Source organism: Pannonibacter anstelovis (genome assembly GCF_036881715.1).
GTDB classification, from domain to species: domain Bacteria; phylum Pseudomonadota; class Alphaproteobacteria; order Rhizobiales; family Stappiaceae; genus Pannonibacter; species Pannonibacter anstelovis.
Genome location: NZ_JBAKBF010000012.1, coordinates 29,823 through 47,164, shown reverse-complemented (window position 1 = coordinate 47,164; position 17,342 = coordinate 29,823). Strand labels below are relative to the sequence as shown.

The window sequence follows — 17,342 nt, the reverse complement described above, 5'->3', positions numbered from 1 at the left end:
GCAGCTATCAGACTGCCCCGATGTCAAATAGGCTCCGCAGCGGTTCGTCAGGCCGCCCGGATGTTGCGCAGGAACGTGTTGAGCTCGTTCTGCAGGGCACTCGACTGTTCGGACAGAATGCCGACGGTGGAGAGCACCTGACGGGCACCGGAGCTTGAATCCATGGCGCTTTCCCGGACGGTGGAAATGCTGCGGGTGATTTCGTCGCTGCCCTGTGCCACTTCGTGGACATTGCGGGCAATTTCGGACGTCACTGCATTCTGTTCCTCGATGGCCGATGCGATGGCCGAAATCTGGCCGTTGATCTGGCTGATAGCGGCCACCACAGCCTCGATGGCTGAGGAGGTGAGGGAGGCGCCGGATTGCATTTCGCCAATCTGACGGCTGATGTCTTCAGTTGCCTTTCCGGTCTGGTTGGCGAGTGCCTTCACTTCACCGGCAACCACGGCAAAGCCCTTTCCTGCCTCTCCGGCCCGGGCAGCCTCGATGGTGGCGTTGAGAGCGAGCAGGTTGGTCTGTGCTGCGATATCGTTGATCAGCTTCACCACGTCATCGATCTTGCGGGCTGAGGCAGCCAGCACGCCAACCGTTTCGCTTGAGCTGCGCGCGTTCTCGGTGGTGGTGCCGGCAGCGCCCAGAGCGGCGGTGACCTGGCGGCTGATCTCTCCGATCGAGGCTGAAAGCTCTTCGGCTGCGGAAGCGACCGTCTGAACGCCACGGCTCGATTCTTCTGCTGCCGCTGCCACCGTGTTGGCCGTAGAGGATGTGTCGTTGGCGTTCCTGGCCATCATCTGTGCAGTCGCTTCCAGCTCCTTTACGGCAGTGGCGATGCTGTCCGAGACGCCCTTGACCGTGGATTCGAGGCTGTCTGCGAGGCGAAGTGTTGCGTCTCGCTTTTCCTTCTCGATGCGCTCTTCCTCCTCCTTTGCCTGAGCCTGGAGGCGTTTGATCTCGATGGTCTTTTCGCGGAAAGCTTCGAAGGCAACGGCCAGCGCGCCGATTTCGTCGCGGCTGCGCACGTTGAGTTGCACGCTTGTATCATCCTGCGCCAGACGGTTGAGGGCATGGACGACAGTGCGCAGCGGGCGGCTGATACCGAAAATGGAGAGCAAAAGCGCGATAGCGACGCCCGCTCCTATGGCGAGGAAGGAGACAATTGCCATAACTGTCTGTCCGTGTTCCTCATGTTCTTTCGCCTGAATGGCCGCCTCCTCTGTGAATCTGTTCAGATCTGCTGTCAGAGAGGCCAATTCGGCATTCAGTGCTTCCTGTTCTTTTTCCAGTTTTGATGCGGCATCGGTCGCTTTTGCGGTTTCTCCCGCGTCAATCAGTGAGATAACCTCCTGGATGTGTTCGTCATAGGTCTGGTGCTCGGCTTCAATTCGTTTCAGCTGGGCCAGCACGGTTTCGTACTTGAGACGGCTTTCAGGTGTGGTTGCGAGCCTGATGCCGTGCGCGGCCAGATCTTCGGCCTGAAGAATTTCCTTCTGAACGGTTCCGGCGAGTTTCAACAAAGCGGCCGAGAGGCCTCCAACGGTGCCGGTCGCCTCGGTGGCTTTCAATTCACCGGCCCGCAGAAGCCGTTCCAGCAGCAGGGCTTGCTCAAGCTGGTGCAGTGTCACATTCGTAATATTGGCAGTGAGTGGAATGGTTTCATCGGCAATCTCCGTCAGCTCTCCTCCGATTTTCTGCATTTGAAGAAGGCCTGCAACAGCAATGACCAGCATCATCGCGCTGAGAAAGCCGACGAGTCCCAGAATCTTGGCGGCAATCGAGCGGAGACGGCTTACATTTGAGCGCGAAGTGTACATCTTGCATAATCCTGCACTGAAAAATGTTGCGGTACATCAATCGGCCCGGTTGTGCTTCGGACGCTGGGGTAGTTTCTAGTGCAGTGTGATAATTTGTTCCTCGAATTAATAAACATATAAAGTGAACGCAGAGGAATGGGGTGAATGTGCGAAATAAATCAGCCTTGATTGGAATCGCATTGTGAAAAATAACGTGGAATAATTACTTGTGCGGAGGCCTTGAGCCGCCTGCCGTATCTACTCTCATGCGATTTTGGCCGTAGCAGCGGCAGTGACCGGCTTGCTGCAGGACACAAAAGAAAACCGCCCCACAAGGGGCGGCTCCGTCTGTCTGTTCTGTTCGTCGAAGGTTACTCGGTGCCCTGGATGCCTGCCAGCACCCATTCCCCGCCTTTCTGGCGGCGGAAGGTCCACAGTTCGGTGCTCTCCTGTGGCTCCTCCAGGCTGCCCGACAGAACCCGGCCTGAATTGCGGTCAAGGATCGCGTCGAGGGCGGAGAAGCGCATGGCGACCGTTGCATAGTCATCGTTGCCTTCGCTCCAGGCTTCCGAGAGATCGCCCTGCAGCAGCTTCACATCCGACACGGCATTGCGCTTGCCCGAGGAGGCAAGTTCACCCAGTTCCTCGGCGAGGAAGGACATGGCTTCCGGGGTCGCCAGACGGCGCAGGGTGGCATAGTCCTCGCGGCCATAGGCTTCCTGCACTTCGGCCAGCATCTGTTCGAAGCGGTCGAAATCGGCGGCTTCCAGCTCAAGCGGCGTGTCCACGACAGGGGCCTGCACCGGTGCGGAGGCTGCCGGGCTGGCGTTGCCGCCGCCATTGCCGCCGAAGCTGAAGGGGTTGCCTGCATTCCCGCCGGTGGCGGTGCGCAAGTCAGGGCGTGCCCCACCAGCTGCTGCGGGCTGCTGTCGGCGTGCAGCCAGGAAGCGCATTACCAGCATTGCAATGCCGGCGATCAGGGCCACCTGCAGGATCAGGCCGAGGAAGCCGGCAAAGCCGCCCAGGCCACCGCCCATCAGCATGCCGAACAGGCCACCCATGAGCAGGCCGCCCAACAGGGCGCCGCCCATGCCGCCGAAGAGCCCGCGCGAGGGCTGGGCCGCCTGCTGTGCGGCTGCACCCGGTGCTGCCTGCTGGCCCTGTGCGGGCTGAGGCGTCATGGTGCGCTGCATCGGTGCGGCGGTGCCGGGGGCTGTGTTGGTCGGGGCAGGGGCAGAATAGGTGCGGTTGCCCCGGCTGCCGAAGCCGCTGCTGCCGGCCCGGCGGGCTTCGGCAAATTCAACGGCGGCAAAAAGCGTCGCGATTCCAAGGGCAAGGGCGGCTGTCGTCTTGCGCATCCGGCGGGCGGCAGCAGGCATCAAAGGGTCCTCCAATAGAGCCCGTTTCGGGCATAACGGAGCTCATATGGGATGGCGCCTTCTCCGTTACCAGAGTAAAGCAGGTATCGCTTACGTGTTTTTCCGCATGAAGAAGGGGCGGAACCGTAGCTCCACCCCCTGTCTGTCCAGATGCCGTGCTTCAGTCCGGGCGGCCCCAGCCGCCAGCAGTCGGCGTGATCATGGTGACGGCTTCTCCCGGCTCCAGAACAGTCTGGTCGCAGCCCTTCAGGACTTCGATCCGGCCATCCAGACGGCGCACTTCCGTGCGGCCAAGCTGTCCATCTTCGCCGCCTTCCATGCCCTTGGGGGCGATGGTGCGGTGGGAGCCGAGGATGGCGAGATCCATCTTCTCCAGGAAACGCAGGGTGCGGCGGGTGCCGCCGCCGGCGGACCATTTGCCCTTGCCGCCCGAGCCCTTGCGGATGTGGAAGTCTTCCAGCAGCACGGGGAAGCGGAATTCCAGCACTTCCGGATCGGTGAGGCGCGAGTTGGTCATGTGCACATGCACCCCGTCCGTACCATTGAAACCGGGACCGGCAGGCGAGCCGGAGCAGATGGTCTCGTAGTACTGGTAGGTGTTGTTGCCGAAGGTCAGGTTGTTCATGGAACCCTGACTGTTGGCCATCGCCCCCAGCGCCGCGAAGAGCGCGTTGGTAACGTGCTGCGAGGTCTCCACGTTGCCTGCCACCACAGCCGCCGGATATTCCGGCTTCAGCATGCAGCCATCCGGCAGGATGATGCGGATCGGACGCAGGCACCCCGCATTCATCGGGATGTGCCCATCCACCATGACGCGGAAGCAGTAGAGCACGGCTGCGCGGGTCACCGGCTCCGGCGCGTTGAAGTTGTTGGCCGCCACCGGGCTGGTGCCGGTGAAGTCAACGGTTGCCTCGCGCCTGTCCTTGTCGACGGTGATCTTCACGCGGATCACCGAGCCCTGATCTGTCGGGTAGTCGCAGGCGCTGTCCTTCAGCGCAGAGATTACCCGGCGCACGCTCTCCTCGGCATTGTCCTGCACGTGGCCCATGTAGGCCTGCACCACGTCGAGGCCGAAGTGGGCGACCATCTTGCGCAGTTCCTGAATGCCCTTCTCGTTGGCTGCGATCTGCGCCTTCAGGTCGGCGACGTTCTGGTGGACGTTGCGTACCGGATAGGGATGGGAAGTGAGCAGCTCGATCAGCTCCGCCTCGCGGAACCGGCCCTGATCAACAAGCTTGAAGTTGTCGATGAGCACGCCTTCCTCGTCCACAGTGGTGGCAAGCGGGGTCATTGAGCCGGGGGCAGAGCCTCCCACATCTGCATGGTGGCCGCGGCTGGCGGACCAGAACAGGATCTCCTTGCCTGCATCGTCAAACACCGGCGAGACGACGGTGATGTCCGGCAGGTGGGTGCCGCCGTTGTAGGGGGCGTTGAGGGCGAAGACGTCGCCGGGGCGGATATTGCCTTCGTTGAGCTTGATCACCGTTTCTACGGACCGGTCCATGGAGCCCAGATGCACCGGCATGTGCGGCGCATTGGCGACCAGCGCGCCGTTCCGGTCGAAGACGGCGCAGGAGAAGTCCAGCCGCTCCTTGATGTTTACCGAATAGGCGGTGTTCTGCAGGGTCAGGCCCATCTGCTCGGCGATGGACATGAACAGGTTGTTGAACACCTCCAGCATCACCGGGTCTGCATGGGTGCCAATTGCGGCAGAGCGTTCCAGCGGCACGACACGGCGCAGGATCACGTGATCCTTGACGTTGATTTCCGCCTGCCAGCCCGGCTCCACGACGATTGTGGCATGCGGCTCGATGACGAGGGCAGGGCCGGGCACCTTCATGCCGGGCTTGAGGCCAGCGCGCAGGTAGACGCCCGCGTCATGCCACTGGCCGGACGCGTAGAAGCGGGTGGTGCGGGCGGGCTCCGGTGTGCCTTCGGTCAGCGGATGATCCGGCTCGGTGATGCCGGCGCCGCCGCCCGAGCTTTCGACCTCAAGGGCCTCCACCACGACGGGCTTGTTTTCATAAGCAAAGCCGAACTGCTTGCGGTGAGCCTCCTCGAAGGCGGCCATCATTTCAGCGGGGCTTGCCAGCAGCACAGGCAGTGGCGTGTCGGTTCCCTCATAGCGCAGATGGGCGCGAGCGAGCGTCTCGCAGTCATCGCCCGTGACGCCCTGTGTCCTCAGTTCGGCCTCGGTCTGGGCGGCAAGCTCGGCGCGCAGGGTGCCGAGCGCGGGCATGAGCGCGTCTTCCAGCCGCTTGATCACCGCCTGCTGGCGGCTGGCGCGGATGTCGGCAAGGCCCATGCCATAGGCCGAGAGAATGCCGGAGAAGGGATGCAGGATCACCGTCTCCATGCCAAGGCTGTCAGCCACCATGCAGCCGGACTGGCCGCCCGCGCCGCCAAAGCAGGTGAGGGCGTAGCCCGTCACGTCATAGCCGCGCTGCACGGAGATCTTCTTGATGGCATTGGCCATGTTCTCGACGGCAATGCGCAGGAAACCGTCGGCCACTTCTTCCGGCTTGCGCCCGCCGCCGATCTTGTCCGCGAGCTCCGCGAAGGCTGCCTTCACGGCGTCCGCGTCCAGCGCCTCGTCCCGGTTGGGGCCAAAGATCTTCGGGAAGAAGTCCGGGATCAGCTTGCCGGTCATGACGTTGGCATCGGTCACGGCCAGCGGGCCGCCGCGCCGGTAGCACTTCGGGCCGGGATTGGCGCCAGCCGAGTCCGGACCAACCTGGAAGCGCCCGTCCTTGTAATGCAGGATCGAGCCGCCGCCAGCGGCCACCGTGTGGATCATCATCATCGGGGCGCGCATGCGCACACCGGCCACTTCCGTTTCGAAGGCGCGCTCATAGGTGCCGTCGAAGTGGCAGACATCCGTGGAGGTGCCGCCCATGTCGAAGCCGATGACCTTGTCAAAGCCTGCAAGGCGCGAGGTTTCGACCGCGCCGACAACGCCGCCTGCCGGACCGGAGAGGATTGCGTCCTTGCCCTGGAAGAGGTCTGCGGCGGTCAGGCCGCCGGAGGACTGCATGAACATCAGGCGCGGGCCTTCGCCCAGCTCTTCCTGCACCTGCCGCACATAGCGGCGCAGGATCGGGGAGAGATAGGCGTCCACCACCGTGGTGTCGCCGCGCCCCACCAGCTTCATCAGCGGCGAGACTTCATGGCTGACCGAGATCTGCGGAAAACCAACTTCGCGGGCGATTGCGGCGACGCGCTTCTCGTGATCCGGATAGGCATAGGCGTGCATGAAGACGATGGCGACGGAGCGGATGCCATCTTTCCACGCAGCTTCCAGCGCTGCACGGGCCTCGGCTTCGTCCAGCGGCGTTTCCAGCGTGCCATCGGCGCGCAGGCGCTCGCTCACTTCGTGGACGCTCTCGTAGAGCAGTTCCGGCTTGATGATCTCCTTGGCGAAAATGTCCGGCCTGGCCTGATAGCCAATGGCCAGCGCATCGCGGAAGCCCTTGGTGGTGATCAGTGCGGTACGCTCGCCCTTGCGCTCCAACAGGGCATTGGTGGCGACCGTCGTGCCCATCTTCACCGTGGCGATGGCGCCGGAGGGGATCGGGTCACCTGTGGCAAGGCCCATCAACTCGCGGATGCCCTGCACGGCAGCGTCCCGGTAGGCTTCCGGGTTTTCCGAAAGCACCTTGTGCGCGCGGATTGTCCCATCGGGCGAGCGGCCGACGATGTCGGTGAAGGTGCCGCCGCGATCAATCCAGAAATCCCACTGACCGTTCATTTTCGTCCCTCTGGGTACGGTTCTTCTTCCATTGCTGGATTTCAAGTTATGTTTTTATCGACATTTTGTCGATAAATTATTTTTGAGATCGGTCCGCCGCTTGTCTTCTCGCCCTGCCCCCTTTGACGCTGACGCATCGCGGCCCGCAGCGCTCCCCTTTAGTCCGCCATGTTCATGGGCAGCCAGGTGGCCAGGTCCGGGAAGGCGATCAGCAGCATCACCATCGCCACCATGATGCAGAACATCGGCAGTGCAGCACGGGCGATGTAGGACATCGGGTGGTTGGTCATGCCCTGTAAGACGAACAGGTTGAAGCCAATAGGCGGCGTGATCTGTGCCATTTCGACTACCACGACGATGAAGATGCCGAACCAGAGCACGTCGATGCCTGCCTGGCGGATCATCGGTTCCACCACGGCCATGGTCAGCACCACGGAGGAAATGCCATCCAGGAAGCAGCCGATGACGATGTAGAACACCAGCAGCGCCAGCAGCAGCTGGAACTTGGAAAGCTCCATGCCTCCGATCCATCCTGCCAGCGCGCGGGGAAGGCCGGTGAAACCCATGGAGAGCGACAGGAACGCAGCCCCGGCCAGAATGAGGGCCACCATGGCGGAGGTGCGGGTGGCGCCCATCAGGCTTTCGCCGAAGGACTTCCAGGTGAGAGATCTTTGCGCCAGCGCCAGAAGCAGCGATCCGATGACGCCGAGGGCTGCCGCTTCCGTTGCCGTGGCAAGGCCTGCATACATGGAGCCAATGACAACCACGATCAGCGCCATCACGGGCAGCAGAAACCGGGAGTTCTTCAGCTTCTCAGCCAGAGACATGACCGGTTCCGGCTTTGGATTATAGTCCTTCGAAACCTTGGAATAGACGGCGATATAACCCATGAACAGGGCGGCCAGAACGAGACCGGGAATGACACCGGCCATGAACAGGCGGGTGATGGATTCATTCGTCGTCACGCCATAGACGATCAGCGTCAGCGATGGCGGGATCATCAGGCCGAGCGTGGCCGAGCCTGCCAGTGTGCCGATGATGGTCTTTTCCGGATAACCGCGCTTGCGCAGTTCCGGAATGGTCATCTTGCCGACGGTCGTCAGCGTTGCGGCAGAGGAACCGGAGACGGCGGCAAAGACGGTGCAGCCCGCAACATTGGTATGCATCAGCCCGCCGGGCAGTCCGCCCATCCAGGGGGCAAGGCCGCGGAACATGTCCTGTGACAGGCGGGTGCGGTAGAGGATCTCGCCCATCCAGATGAACAGCGGCAGGGCCGTCAGCGTCCAGGAAGAGGAAGCGGCCCAGATCACGGTGATCATCGCGTCACCGGCCGGGCGCGAGGTGAAGAGTTCCATGCCGACATAGGCAACGCCAAGCAGGGCAAGGCCTACCCATACGCCGGTGCCCAGCAGCAGGAACAGAACGAAAAGAAAAATGACGATCGGAGCAATGGCTTCCATGGGGCTTACTCCGCGTGGGACTGTTCGCCGGTCCCGGCAGAAATGCCGGTGCGGCCGGTGACGATCACCCGGAAGAAGCTTTCAGTGAGGGCGATCGCGAGCAAGGCTGCGCCTGCGGCCATGGCCGACTGAGGGATCCAGAGCGGCGTCTGGTCCTGCCCCTGACTGATGTCATGCAGCTTGCGGGACCAGTAGACGGCTTTCACCGCATACCAGGTCAGATACCAGCCAAGCGCCGAGCCGATGGCGAGGCACCAGGCTTCAACCCAGCGCACATGCCGCCCGGCAAGGTTCAGCAGCAGTCCGACACGGATATGCGTGCCGCTTTTCAGCGCATGGGCAAAGGCAAGGAAAGATGCGGATGCCATGGCGTAGCCGGCATAATTGGCAGCGCCCGGAAAGGTGATGCCGAGCCAGCGGGCGCCCATCTGTGCAACGATGATCACAAGGATCATCACCAGGCTGACTGCCGCAAGCACTGCTCCGGCCCGGTACAGGCCATCAAGGACGCGCAGCAGCGCGTGTCCGGATCTTTCAAGCATCAGGTTCCCCTCTTCGCCATGGCGCCTGCCCCTCCTTTTTGGAAAGGTCCAGCGTTCCGGTGTCTGGCAGCACCGGCTTTTTTGCCCCTACAGACACCATGCCGGAAACCTTGCGCGCGGGAACCTGCCCTCCGCAAGACTTCGGGAATGGGCCTGTCCGGATTTGTCCGGACAGGCTGTATTCAGGGATTACTTGGCCTTGTAGGCGTCGATGACGGCCTTGCCCTTGTCACCGGCGGCGGCCAGCCAGTCGTTGGTCATGGCCTCGCCCACGGCCTGCAGGCCGGACTTGAGCTGATCGGAAGGCGGCGCCACCTTCACGCCGTTGGCGGCAAGACCCTCCAGCGTCTTGGTGGTGTAGGCAATGGCCTTTTCGAGGCCCGCTGCTTCTGCCTTCTTGCCGCAATCGGTGAAGGCGGCCTTCTGGGCATCGCTCAGGGCGGCGTAGCTGTCCTTGTTGACGAGAACTGCGTTGCGCGGCAGCCAGGCGTTCACTTCGTAGAAGTTGGTGACGCCGCTTTCCCAGAGCTTGCTGTCAAAGCCGGTGGCACCGGAGGACATCATGGACTCGGTCACGCCCGTGGCAAAGGCCTGCGGCACTTCGGCCGCCTCGATCTGCACGGCTGCCATGCCGGTCAGCTCGGCGATTTTGGACGTGGCTGCGTTATAGGCACGGAACTTCGTGCCCTTCATGTCGTCGACCGAGTTCACTTCCTTCTTGAAATAGAGGCCCTGCGGCGGCCACGGCACGGTGTAGATGAGGACGAGATTCTGCTCGTCCATCGCCTCGGCGACAGCCGGGCCTGCCGCATCCCATAGTTTGCCGCTCTCTTCAAAGGAAGTCGCCAGGAAGGGAATGCTGTCCACACCGAACAGCGGATTCTCGTTGGCATGGGCAGAAAGCAGGCGCTCGCCGATCGGCACCTGACCAGTCTGAACAGCGCGCTTGATGTCAGCGCCTCCGAAGAGCGAGCCGTTAGGATGGGCGACGATGTCGATCTCACCGCCAGTGGCTTCCTTCACGCAGGCGGCGAATTCGACTACGTTTTCCGTGTGATAATTGCTCGCCGGATAAGCCAGCGGCATGTCCCACTTTTCAGCCATAGCGGCCTGAGCCAGCGCTGCGCTGCAGACGCTGGCCAGAATGGCGGTCTTCATCATATGTCTCATCGTCAATTCCCCTCAGGTTCTGGCTCCGGGTTTATTCTTCCGTGCCGGTTGGTTTTCTTCTGTCTTGCGCCCCGGTTCTTCAGGCAAAGCGTGAAGGATCGAAGGCGGAAAGATCGGAGTTGGTTTTCTGGCCCGTCAGCATGCCAGAGACATAGCGCCCCGTCTTGGGCCCCGCCGTCAGACCGATGTGATGATGGCCGAAGGCGGCGATCACATCGCGGCAGCCGGGGACTGCGCCGATCAGCGGCAGGCTGTCGGCCGGGGCAGGGCGGTGGCCCATCCAGCGGCTGGTTTCGCGCCAGGTGAGGCCTGGCATGGCGGCACGCGCCTGCCGCTCGAGCAGCGCGAAAGGCGCCTCGCTGGGGCCTGCGTCCAGCCCGCCGAACTCGACGATGCCCGCCAGCCGGATGCGGCCTTCCATCGGCGTGACCACAAATTTCCCCGCCGTCATCATGGTCGGAGCGGCCGGCATGGCACTGGGCTCGATGAGCTCAAGGTGATAGCCCCGCTCGCTTTCCAGCGGCACGGACAGGCCCAGCTTTGCCATCAGCGGCTTTGACCAGACGCCTGTTGCCAGCACCGCCTTGCCGCAGGCGATGAAGCCATCGCTTGTCTCAAGGCCTTCCAACCCGTCCGGACCGATACGGAAATCGAAAATCTCCGCGCGCCGGAACGTTCCGCCAAGCGAGAGAAAATGCCCTGCAAGAGCCTTTACATAGCGGCCGGGATCGCTGATCCGGCCATGGTTCTTCAGCCGCACGGCAAAGCTGTTCTTCGGACTGAACAGAGGGTCGTAATCTGCAAGAGCTGTGCCTTCGATCTCGTCCCACTCGAAACCGGCCTGCCGGCGCAGGTTCCAGCCGAAACTATCGCCCTCGAAGGCGGACCTGTCCGGATAGCGGAAGACATAATCGGACGGCACCAGCCAGCGCTCGGCTTCCGTGCCGCCCGCCAGCGCCTGATGCTGGGCGAGGCTGTCGGCATTGAGCAGCGCCAGCCCCCTCGAAATCGCTTCCACCCTGTTGGCACGGCAATTGGCAAGATAACGGGTGAGGAAAGGGAGCAGTTTCGGCAGATAGGGCCAGCGCAGGAACAGCGGGCTGTCCGGATCCATCAGCATGCCGGGAGCCTTGCGCATGAGGCCCGGCACTGTCACTGGCACGATGGCGCAGGCAGCAAGCACGCCGCCATTGCCGAAGGAGGTCGCTTCGCCCGGCTCCTGCCGGTCGATCAGGATCACATCCGCACCTGAGCGGGCCAGCCAGACGGCAGTTGATACTCCGGCAATACCGGCGCCAATAACGGCAATGGGGCCGGAAGCACTCATGCCGCACCGGCCTCAAACGGCCTGCTTGTTCTTCCTGTCATGCTGCGCAGCCTCCCAACTCACAGTCCCTGCCGGGACGTTAATTGACGCCTATAAAATGTCAATAAATCATCGCTGTTTCCGCTTGTGCTGTCCTGACGAATTTGCGTGCATGGTATCAGCAGCTAATTCGCCGAAATGCGTGGGCTTTTCATGCTGGTGCATCATTGGAACGGCAAAGTGCCCGGTAAAACAGCAGAAGCATGTCGTTTCTGCCATAGCGGCCGGCCTTGGCTCTGTTGCTGAGGCATATATCTGTCAGGTAGTTTGCAGCTATGTTTGATTTTGGGATTTCGCACCGGGGAGATGTGCTGGACCAATGACAGAAAAAGAAGAAACGCAGGAACTGGCCCCGATTGGCCCGGTCGTTTCCGCCGCACATCTTGCGTCGGGCGCCATGCCGTCGCTGTCCGAGGTTGAGTTCGGCGTGACGATGATGATCAACGCCTATTACCGCTGGATGGTCCGCTGCATGGCCGCAGCCGGTGTGCCGGGAATGAGCCCGCTGGACGTCCAGGTGCTGCACTCGATCAATCACCGGGGCAGGGCAAAGACGCTGGCGGATCTCTGCCTCGTGCTGAATATCGAGGATACCTACACCGTGTCCTATGCGCTGAAGAAGCTTGAGGCAGCGAAGCTGATCGTTTCGGGGCGCCGGGGCAAGGAGAAGACGGTGGCTATCACGCCTGAAGGTGAAAAGGCCTGCCTTGAATACCGCCGCCTGCGTGAGGCGCTGCTGGTGCAGCCGGTCAAGGCCATTGGCTTTGACGAGAAGGAGCTGTCGCGTCTTGCCGCCATCCTGCGCTCTGTCTCCGGCTCCTACGATCAGGCTGCACGGGCAGCTGCGGCCATGTAATGAATGAAAGAGGCGGCCGGCCGGGAGTTTTGACCTCCGGCCGGCCGCCTGTTCTTCTGCCTATCCGGTTACAGCGAAGCGATGATCTGCTTCACCTGGCCGCAATACTGGCGGCTGCGGGCGTTCATCCGGGTGGCGAAATGACCGGCGTTGTAGCGCAGGATCGTGCCGCAGGTGTCGCCGCCGGCGCGGGCCTGAGCACCGGCCAGATAGCGCATGCCCCATTCCAGATTGGTTGCCGGATCATAGAGTGCCGACGCCTTGCCGCGGAAGCCGAGACCGCGTGCAGTGGCGGGCTTGATCTGCATGAGGCCGATTTCCCCATGGCGGCCCTTGGCACGGGCGTTGTAGTTGCTCTCCACGCGGATGACGGCGTGCGCGAGCTCAACGGAAATACCGTGGCGCTTGGCGGCAGCGGCGATCAGGTGATCATAGGCACTGTGGCCGGCGGCGCTGCGGTCATCATCGGCAGTGTTTGCGGCAGCTGCCTTGCCGCTTTCGCTGGTGCCCTGTGCCCGGGCACCAGCGGTCTTGTTCCGCTTTACGACCAAGCCATCGGGCATTTCATCCGTGACGGGGCGGAGGGCTGGCATCAGACGCCCTCCCACCATGACCAGAACCTCACGCATTTCAGGCTTTGCGTTTTCGCTGTCTGCTGCATTCGCTTCGGGAGATGGAGCCGCTGCACGGCTCTTGGCATGGCTCTCGCCGGACATCATGGTCAGGGTGAGCGCGACGGAAAAAAGGCAATAGAAAGCCCGGCGCAGGGAGTTGCGCGTCTGGGTCATGTGATGTGGCTCCGTGAATGTCTTCCGGGTGCTGCCCGCGGCTGAGGTCAATGCGGCTTGCCGCGGTTCGATAGGGGAGAAATGACCGCCAGCTTGGGCCAAAATCGGCCCGCTATCATCACGAAATGTTACGGAAATTAAGGGTAGCCCGTTAAATATTTAAGCGTTTTGTAGGTAAATTATGCAGATCTGGGCGAAAACGGGGCGCTTGTTTGGTGAGAAGCGTTCAGCCATCAAAGCGCCCGTCTTTGTCTCAGGATTTGCCCGGTATGTTGCTGTGCACAATGGCGTGCCTCCGCCGGTTGAGGTGGGCTGTTTGTGGCCGTTGCCGTGCCCCCGGATCTGCGCGTCAGAGTTCGGGCAGGGCCGTCAGCAGTTTGTGCAGCGTTGCAATGGTCGACGCGTCCGCAATGCCGTCCACCCGTTCGGGGCGGAAATGACGCTGGAAGGCGGTGACGGCTGCCTTGGTGCGGGCATCGAACTCACCCTGCACCGGCACGTCATAGCCATAGATGGCCAGCATAGACTGCAGCGCCTCGATAGGCTGCCCGCTCTCCCCCTCCTGGAAGAAACGGCCGCTGGTCACGGGAACCGGGTCCACGTGATGAGCAACGCCGCCGGCGGCCAGAACGTTCCAGGGAAAAAGTTCGCCCGGGTCTTCCTTGCGGCCGGGGGCGACGTCGGAATGAGCCAGCACCCGCCAGGGCTTCATCTGGTAGCGCAGCATGATGTCCTGGCACAGGTGCAGAACCGCTTCGACCTGTGCCTCGGGGAAGGGCCGGTAGCCCCACTCATGGCCGGGATTGACGATCTCGATGCCGATGGAGCGGGAGTTGATGTCTGTTTCGCCCTTCCAGAACGACTTGCCCGCATGCCAGGCGCGGCGCGCCTCCGGCACGCATTGCAGGACTCGGCCATCCTCATGGATGAAGTAATGGGCGGAGACTTCCGCACGCGTGTCGCACAGGCGCTGCAGCGCTTCGTCCGCCGTCTTCATGCCCGTGTAATGCAGGATGATCATGTCGATGGGCGCACCCTCGCGCCGCTCGTTATGATTGGGGGAGGGATGTACTCTGGCGGGCACGCCGCAATCAGGCTTCACACTCACAGGCCACGCTCCGAACTGATTTTGGCATAGGCCGCATTGAGGGCGGCCATACGGTCATTGGCGATGCGGACGAATTCCTGCGGTACACCGCGGGCAATCAGCACGTCCGGGTGGGTCTCGCGTACCTCGCGGCGGTAATGCGCCTTCACGTCCTCGTTGGATGCATCCGGTTGAATGCCCAGAACCGCATAGGGGTCGTTGCGGTCACGCACATGGCGGGCAACCACCTTGTTGAACTCGCGCTCATCGAGACCGAAGATCCGTGCTACCTCACGCAGAAACTCAAGCTCCTGAGTGTGGATCAGCCCGTCGGCCTTGGCGATGAAGAACAGGCCGTCAAGAATGTCGAAGAGGGTCTTGCGGTCATAGGGAAAGAGATCCGCCAGCTTTTTCGCATAGATATCGAAGCCGGCAATGTCCTGTTTGGCGAGATCAAACAGGCGCGCGACATTGCGCTCCTCACCCTCCGGGACCTCGAAAAGATTGCGGAAGGCGAGAACTTCGTCGGTAGTCACAACGCCATCTGCCTTGGCCATTTTCGCAGACAGGGCAATCATGGCGACAGTGAAACCGACCGTGGATGTCCCTTCCGGGCGGGCCAGGACGAGCTGCACCAGCCGGTCGATCAGCTGTGCGCCGCCAGACCCAATGGCCGAGCCGATGGCTGTGACGATGGCGCCAATGCTGGACCAGATGTTCACCGCGTCAGGCTCCGGGGTCGTGGTGTCGGTCTGGCCAAAGGCGGACACCGCTGCTTCTTCCCCACCCGAGTACAGGCACCTGCACCGGGCGCGCAAGCCCCTAGCGGCGCTCCTTCCGCAAAATAACGTAAGGGCATATTTTCATTCACCTGGGCTAAACCTTCATACGCGTATGCTGAAGCCGGGACATTGGTAAACAGGGTAGTCCGGACAGCTATGAAACGCACGATCAGCCGCCAGGAACTGATGGCCGCAGCAACCATGCTTGCTGTCGTGTTGACGCTGTCTCTGGGCATTTTCGTCAGCAACCGTCTTCTGTCCAGCTGGCTGGTGGGCGATGCGCTGGAATCCTCCCTGCGCAACTGGACCGAATCGGACCTGCGTCTTGATGCGCGGCAGGGGCGTGAACCGGAAGATCTGTCGAGTGCGCTGCTGCGGTTGCGCAGCTTCAGCCAGAGTTTCGTGCCGCATATTGCCGGGGTCGATGACGGCACCCTGCATATTTTCGAATTGACGCGCTTCGCAGATACCGTCACGGGGGATCTGGGCTCGTCCGCGATGCGTGCCCATGCAAGGGTTCCGCTTGTGGACGGTACTCCGGCGGACGAGAGCGGCAGCATCGTGGCCCAGGAGATACCTGCCGCGATTGTTGACGCAGGTATCAGCAGCGGGGCGGTCCGCCATGCGCTGGAACAGGCCCGGGACGGCGGTCTGCCGCGCGTTACCGTGTTCTACAGCTGGTGGGGCGCTGCGAAAGATGTGGCGCTGGTGACTGTCCCGGTTTCCGATGGCAGCACCGTGTCCTCCGTCGATCTGCTGGCGCTCGACATTGCCCCTGTTCTGGCCGGGGCGAACCGGACGGTTCTTCTGACAACGGGCCTTCTTGCCGTTCTTACCGTCAGTTCCGCTCTTGCGGTGGGCCTGCTGCTCTGGTTCCGCTACCGGGATGTGGTGCGCATCAGCCGTAATATGGAGTTTCTCGCTCACCACGATCCGCTCACCTCGCTGCCAAACCGTGCGCTGTTCAGCGCCAAGCTGACGGAAGCCCTGCGCGTGACGCACGCCAAGGCCAGCAATATGGCGGTGATCCTGATCGACGTGGACAAGTTCAAGTCGGTCAACGACACCTATGGCCACGGCACCGGCGACATTTTCCTGCAGGTGATTGCTGACCGGTTGCGCGCTGTCTTTGGCGAGCACCTTGTGGCGCGCCTTTCCGGCGATGAGTTTGCGGTGATGGTGACATCAATCTCGGACGTGGCACGGATTACCAAGCTCGCCAGCGACATGATCGCGGCAACCAAGCCTCCCTGTGTCATTGACGGTATCGAATTGCAGATTTCGCTGTCGATGGGCATCGCCCGGGCTAATGATGGCAACTGGCGCTCCTCGCGCATGCTGCATTGCGCGGATCTGGCACTCTACCGGGCCAAGCACTCCGGCCGGTCCACCTTCTTCTGGTACCAGCCGGAGATGGACGCGGAAGCGCAGCGCCGCAAGGAAGTGGAGGCCGGGCTGATCAAGGCGCTGAAATATGATCAGTTCGACCTGCTCTATCAGCCGCAGTTCTCGCTGCATGACAACACGCTGAAAGGCTATGAGGCGCTGATCCGCTGGGAGCATCCGACAAAGGGCACGATCTCTCCGGACGTGTTCATCTCGGTGGCAGAGGACACTGGCCTCATCGAAGACATCGGCGACTGGGTGCTGCGCCGTGCCTGCCGTGAGGCGGCCGAGTGGCATGACAAGACACTGCGCGTGGCCGTCAACTTCTCTCCGGCCCAGTTCAAGGCAGGCGAAACCCAGCGCAAGGTGGCCAGAGCGCTGGAGGAATCCGGCCTTGATCCGAAGCGGCTCGAGATCGAGATCACGGAAAGTCTGCTGATCGCAGACACGGATGCGGTGGTCGAGACGCTGGAGGCCATCAGCAGCATGGGCGTGACCATCGCCATGGATGACTTCGGCACGGGCTATTCCTCGCTGAGCTACCTGAACCGCTTCCCCTTCAACAAGATCAAGATCGACCGCAGCTTCATCAAGAACCTCGGCAAGGATGCGGGCACCGATGCCGTCGTCACATCGATCATCGGCCTTGGCCGGTCGCTCGACGTGCTGATCACGGCGGAGGGCGTCGAGAACCAGGACCAGGTGGTGCTGCTGCGCGCCGCCGGCTGCGATCTCGTCCAGGGCTATCTCTTTGGCCGCCCCGGTGCAGTCAAAGGCCCGGAGGTCATCGACGAACGCGCACTTCCGGCGGGCCTCGAGGAAGAGGACGGTGTCCGGGAACCTGCAGAGCAGATGGCCTGAGGGTTGCAGCGTCCTGCCAAAAGCTTCAGGCTGTGGCGCAAGTCACAGGCCAGCCTTGCACATGAGACTAGGTAATCTGATCAGTCTGCGTAAAGATGCGGGCTGATCTGCTGCATTTGCGGGCTTG

12 protein-coding genes are annotated in these 17,342 nt (G+C 62.1%); 2 read left to right on the top strand and 10 right to left on the bottom strand.

Features of this window, described 5'->3' with window-relative positions; genetic code table 11:
* Positions 1 to 47: 47 nt before the first annotated feature.
* From V6L75_RS17075 to V6L75_RS17045, 7 genes are all read right to left on the bottom strand, one after another.
* Complete coding sequence (locus tag V6L75_RS17075) at positions 48 to 1,811, bottom strand: methyl-accepting chemotaxis protein (protein ID WP_334252687.1); 1,764 nt, start codon at positions 1,809 to 1,811, stop codon at positions 48 to 50.
* A 350-nt stretch (positions 1,812 to 2,161) separates the two neighbouring features.
* The gene (locus tag V6L75_RS17070) at positions 2,162 to 3,169 is read right to left on the bottom strand and encodes a TIM44-like domain-containing protein (protein WP_334252686.1); all 1,008 of its coding nucleotides are present in this window, start codon (positions 3,167 to 3,169) and stop codon (positions 2,162 to 2,164) included.
* Between the two features lie 160 nt (positions 3,170 to 3,329).
* The gene (locus V6L75_RS17065) at positions 3,330 to 6,917 is read right to left on the bottom strand and encodes a hydantoinase B/oxoprolinase family protein (RefSeq protein ID WP_334252685.1); all 3,588 of its coding nucleotides are present in this window, start codon (positions 6,915 to 6,917) and stop codon (positions 3,330 to 3,332) included.
* A gap of 158 nt (positions 6,918 to 7,075) precedes the next feature.
* On the bottom strand, positions 7,076 to 8,377 hold the full coding sequence (locus V6L75_RS17060) for a TRAP transporter large permease (RefSeq protein ID WP_334252684.1): 1,302 nt from the start codon (positions 8,375 to 8,377) through the stop codon (positions 7,076 to 7,078).
* Between the two features lie 5 nt (positions 8,378 to 8,382).
* Positions 8,383 to 8,919 (bottom strand): TRAP transporter small permease, encoded by a 537-nt coding sequence (locus V6L75_RS17055; protein ID WP_334252683.1) that lies wholly within the window; start codon positions 8,917 to 8,919, stop codon positions 8,383 to 8,385.
* Positions 8,920 to 9,108: 189 nt separating this feature from the next.
* Positions 9,109 to 10,089, bottom strand: coding sequence for a TRAP transporter substrate-binding protein (locus tag V6L75_RS17050; protein ID WP_334252682.1), 981 nt, complete (start codon positions 10,087 to 10,089; stop codon positions 9,109 to 9,111).
* 79 nt (positions 10,090 to 10,168) lie between these two features.
* The gene (locus tag V6L75_RS17045; protein ID WP_334252681.1) at positions 10,169 to 11,416 is read right to left on the bottom strand and encodes an NAD(P)/FAD-dependent oxidoreductase; all 1,248 of its coding nucleotides are present in this window, start codon (positions 11,414 to 11,416) and stop codon (positions 10,169 to 10,171) included.
* Between the two features lie 358 nt (positions 11,417 to 11,774).
* Between V6L75_RS17045 and V6L75_RS17040 the strand changes: the two genes are divergently transcribed.
* Positions 11,775 to 12,311, top strand: a complete 537-nt coding sequence (locus V6L75_RS17040) for a winged helix DNA-binding protein (protein WP_334252680.1) — start codon at positions 11,775 to 11,777, stop codon at positions 12,309 to 12,311.
* A 68-nt stretch (positions 12,312 to 12,379) separates the two neighbouring features.
* On the opposite strand, the gene V6L75_RS17035 is transcribed toward V6L75_RS17040, so the two are convergent.
* From V6L75_RS17035 to V6L75_RS17025, 3 genes are all read right to left on the bottom strand, one after another.
* The gene (locus tag V6L75_RS17035; RefSeq protein ID WP_425498805.1) at positions 12,380 to 12,904 is read right to left on the bottom strand and encodes a lytic transglycosylase domain-containing protein; all 525 of its coding nucleotides are present in this window, start codon (positions 12,902 to 12,904) and stop codon (positions 12,380 to 12,382) included.
* Between the two features lie 544 nt (positions 12,905 to 13,448).
* Positions 13,449 to 14,207, bottom strand: coding sequence for an N-acetylmuramoyl-L-alanine amidase (locus tag V6L75_RS17030; protein ID WP_334252679.1), 759 nt, complete (start codon positions 14,205 to 14,207; stop codon positions 13,449 to 13,451).
* Entirely contained in the window at positions 14,204 to 14,956 is a 753-nt protein-coding gene (locus V6L75_RS17025; protein WP_334252678.1) for a DnaJ family molecular chaperone, read from the bottom strand. Before V6L75_RS17025 ends, V6L75_RS17030 begins: the two co-directional genes overlap by 4 nt.
* A 168-nt stretch (positions 14,957 to 15,124) precedes the next feature.
* On the opposite strand from V6L75_RS17025, the gene V6L75_RS17020 reads away from it, so the two are divergent.
* On the top strand, positions 15,125 to 17,215 hold the full coding sequence (locus V6L75_RS17020; RefSeq protein WP_334252677.1) for a putative bifunctional diguanylate cyclase/phosphodiesterase: 2,091 nt from the start codon (positions 15,125 to 15,127) through the stop codon (positions 17,213 to 17,215).
* The last annotated feature ends 127 nt before the right edge of the window (positions 17,216 to 17,342 follow it).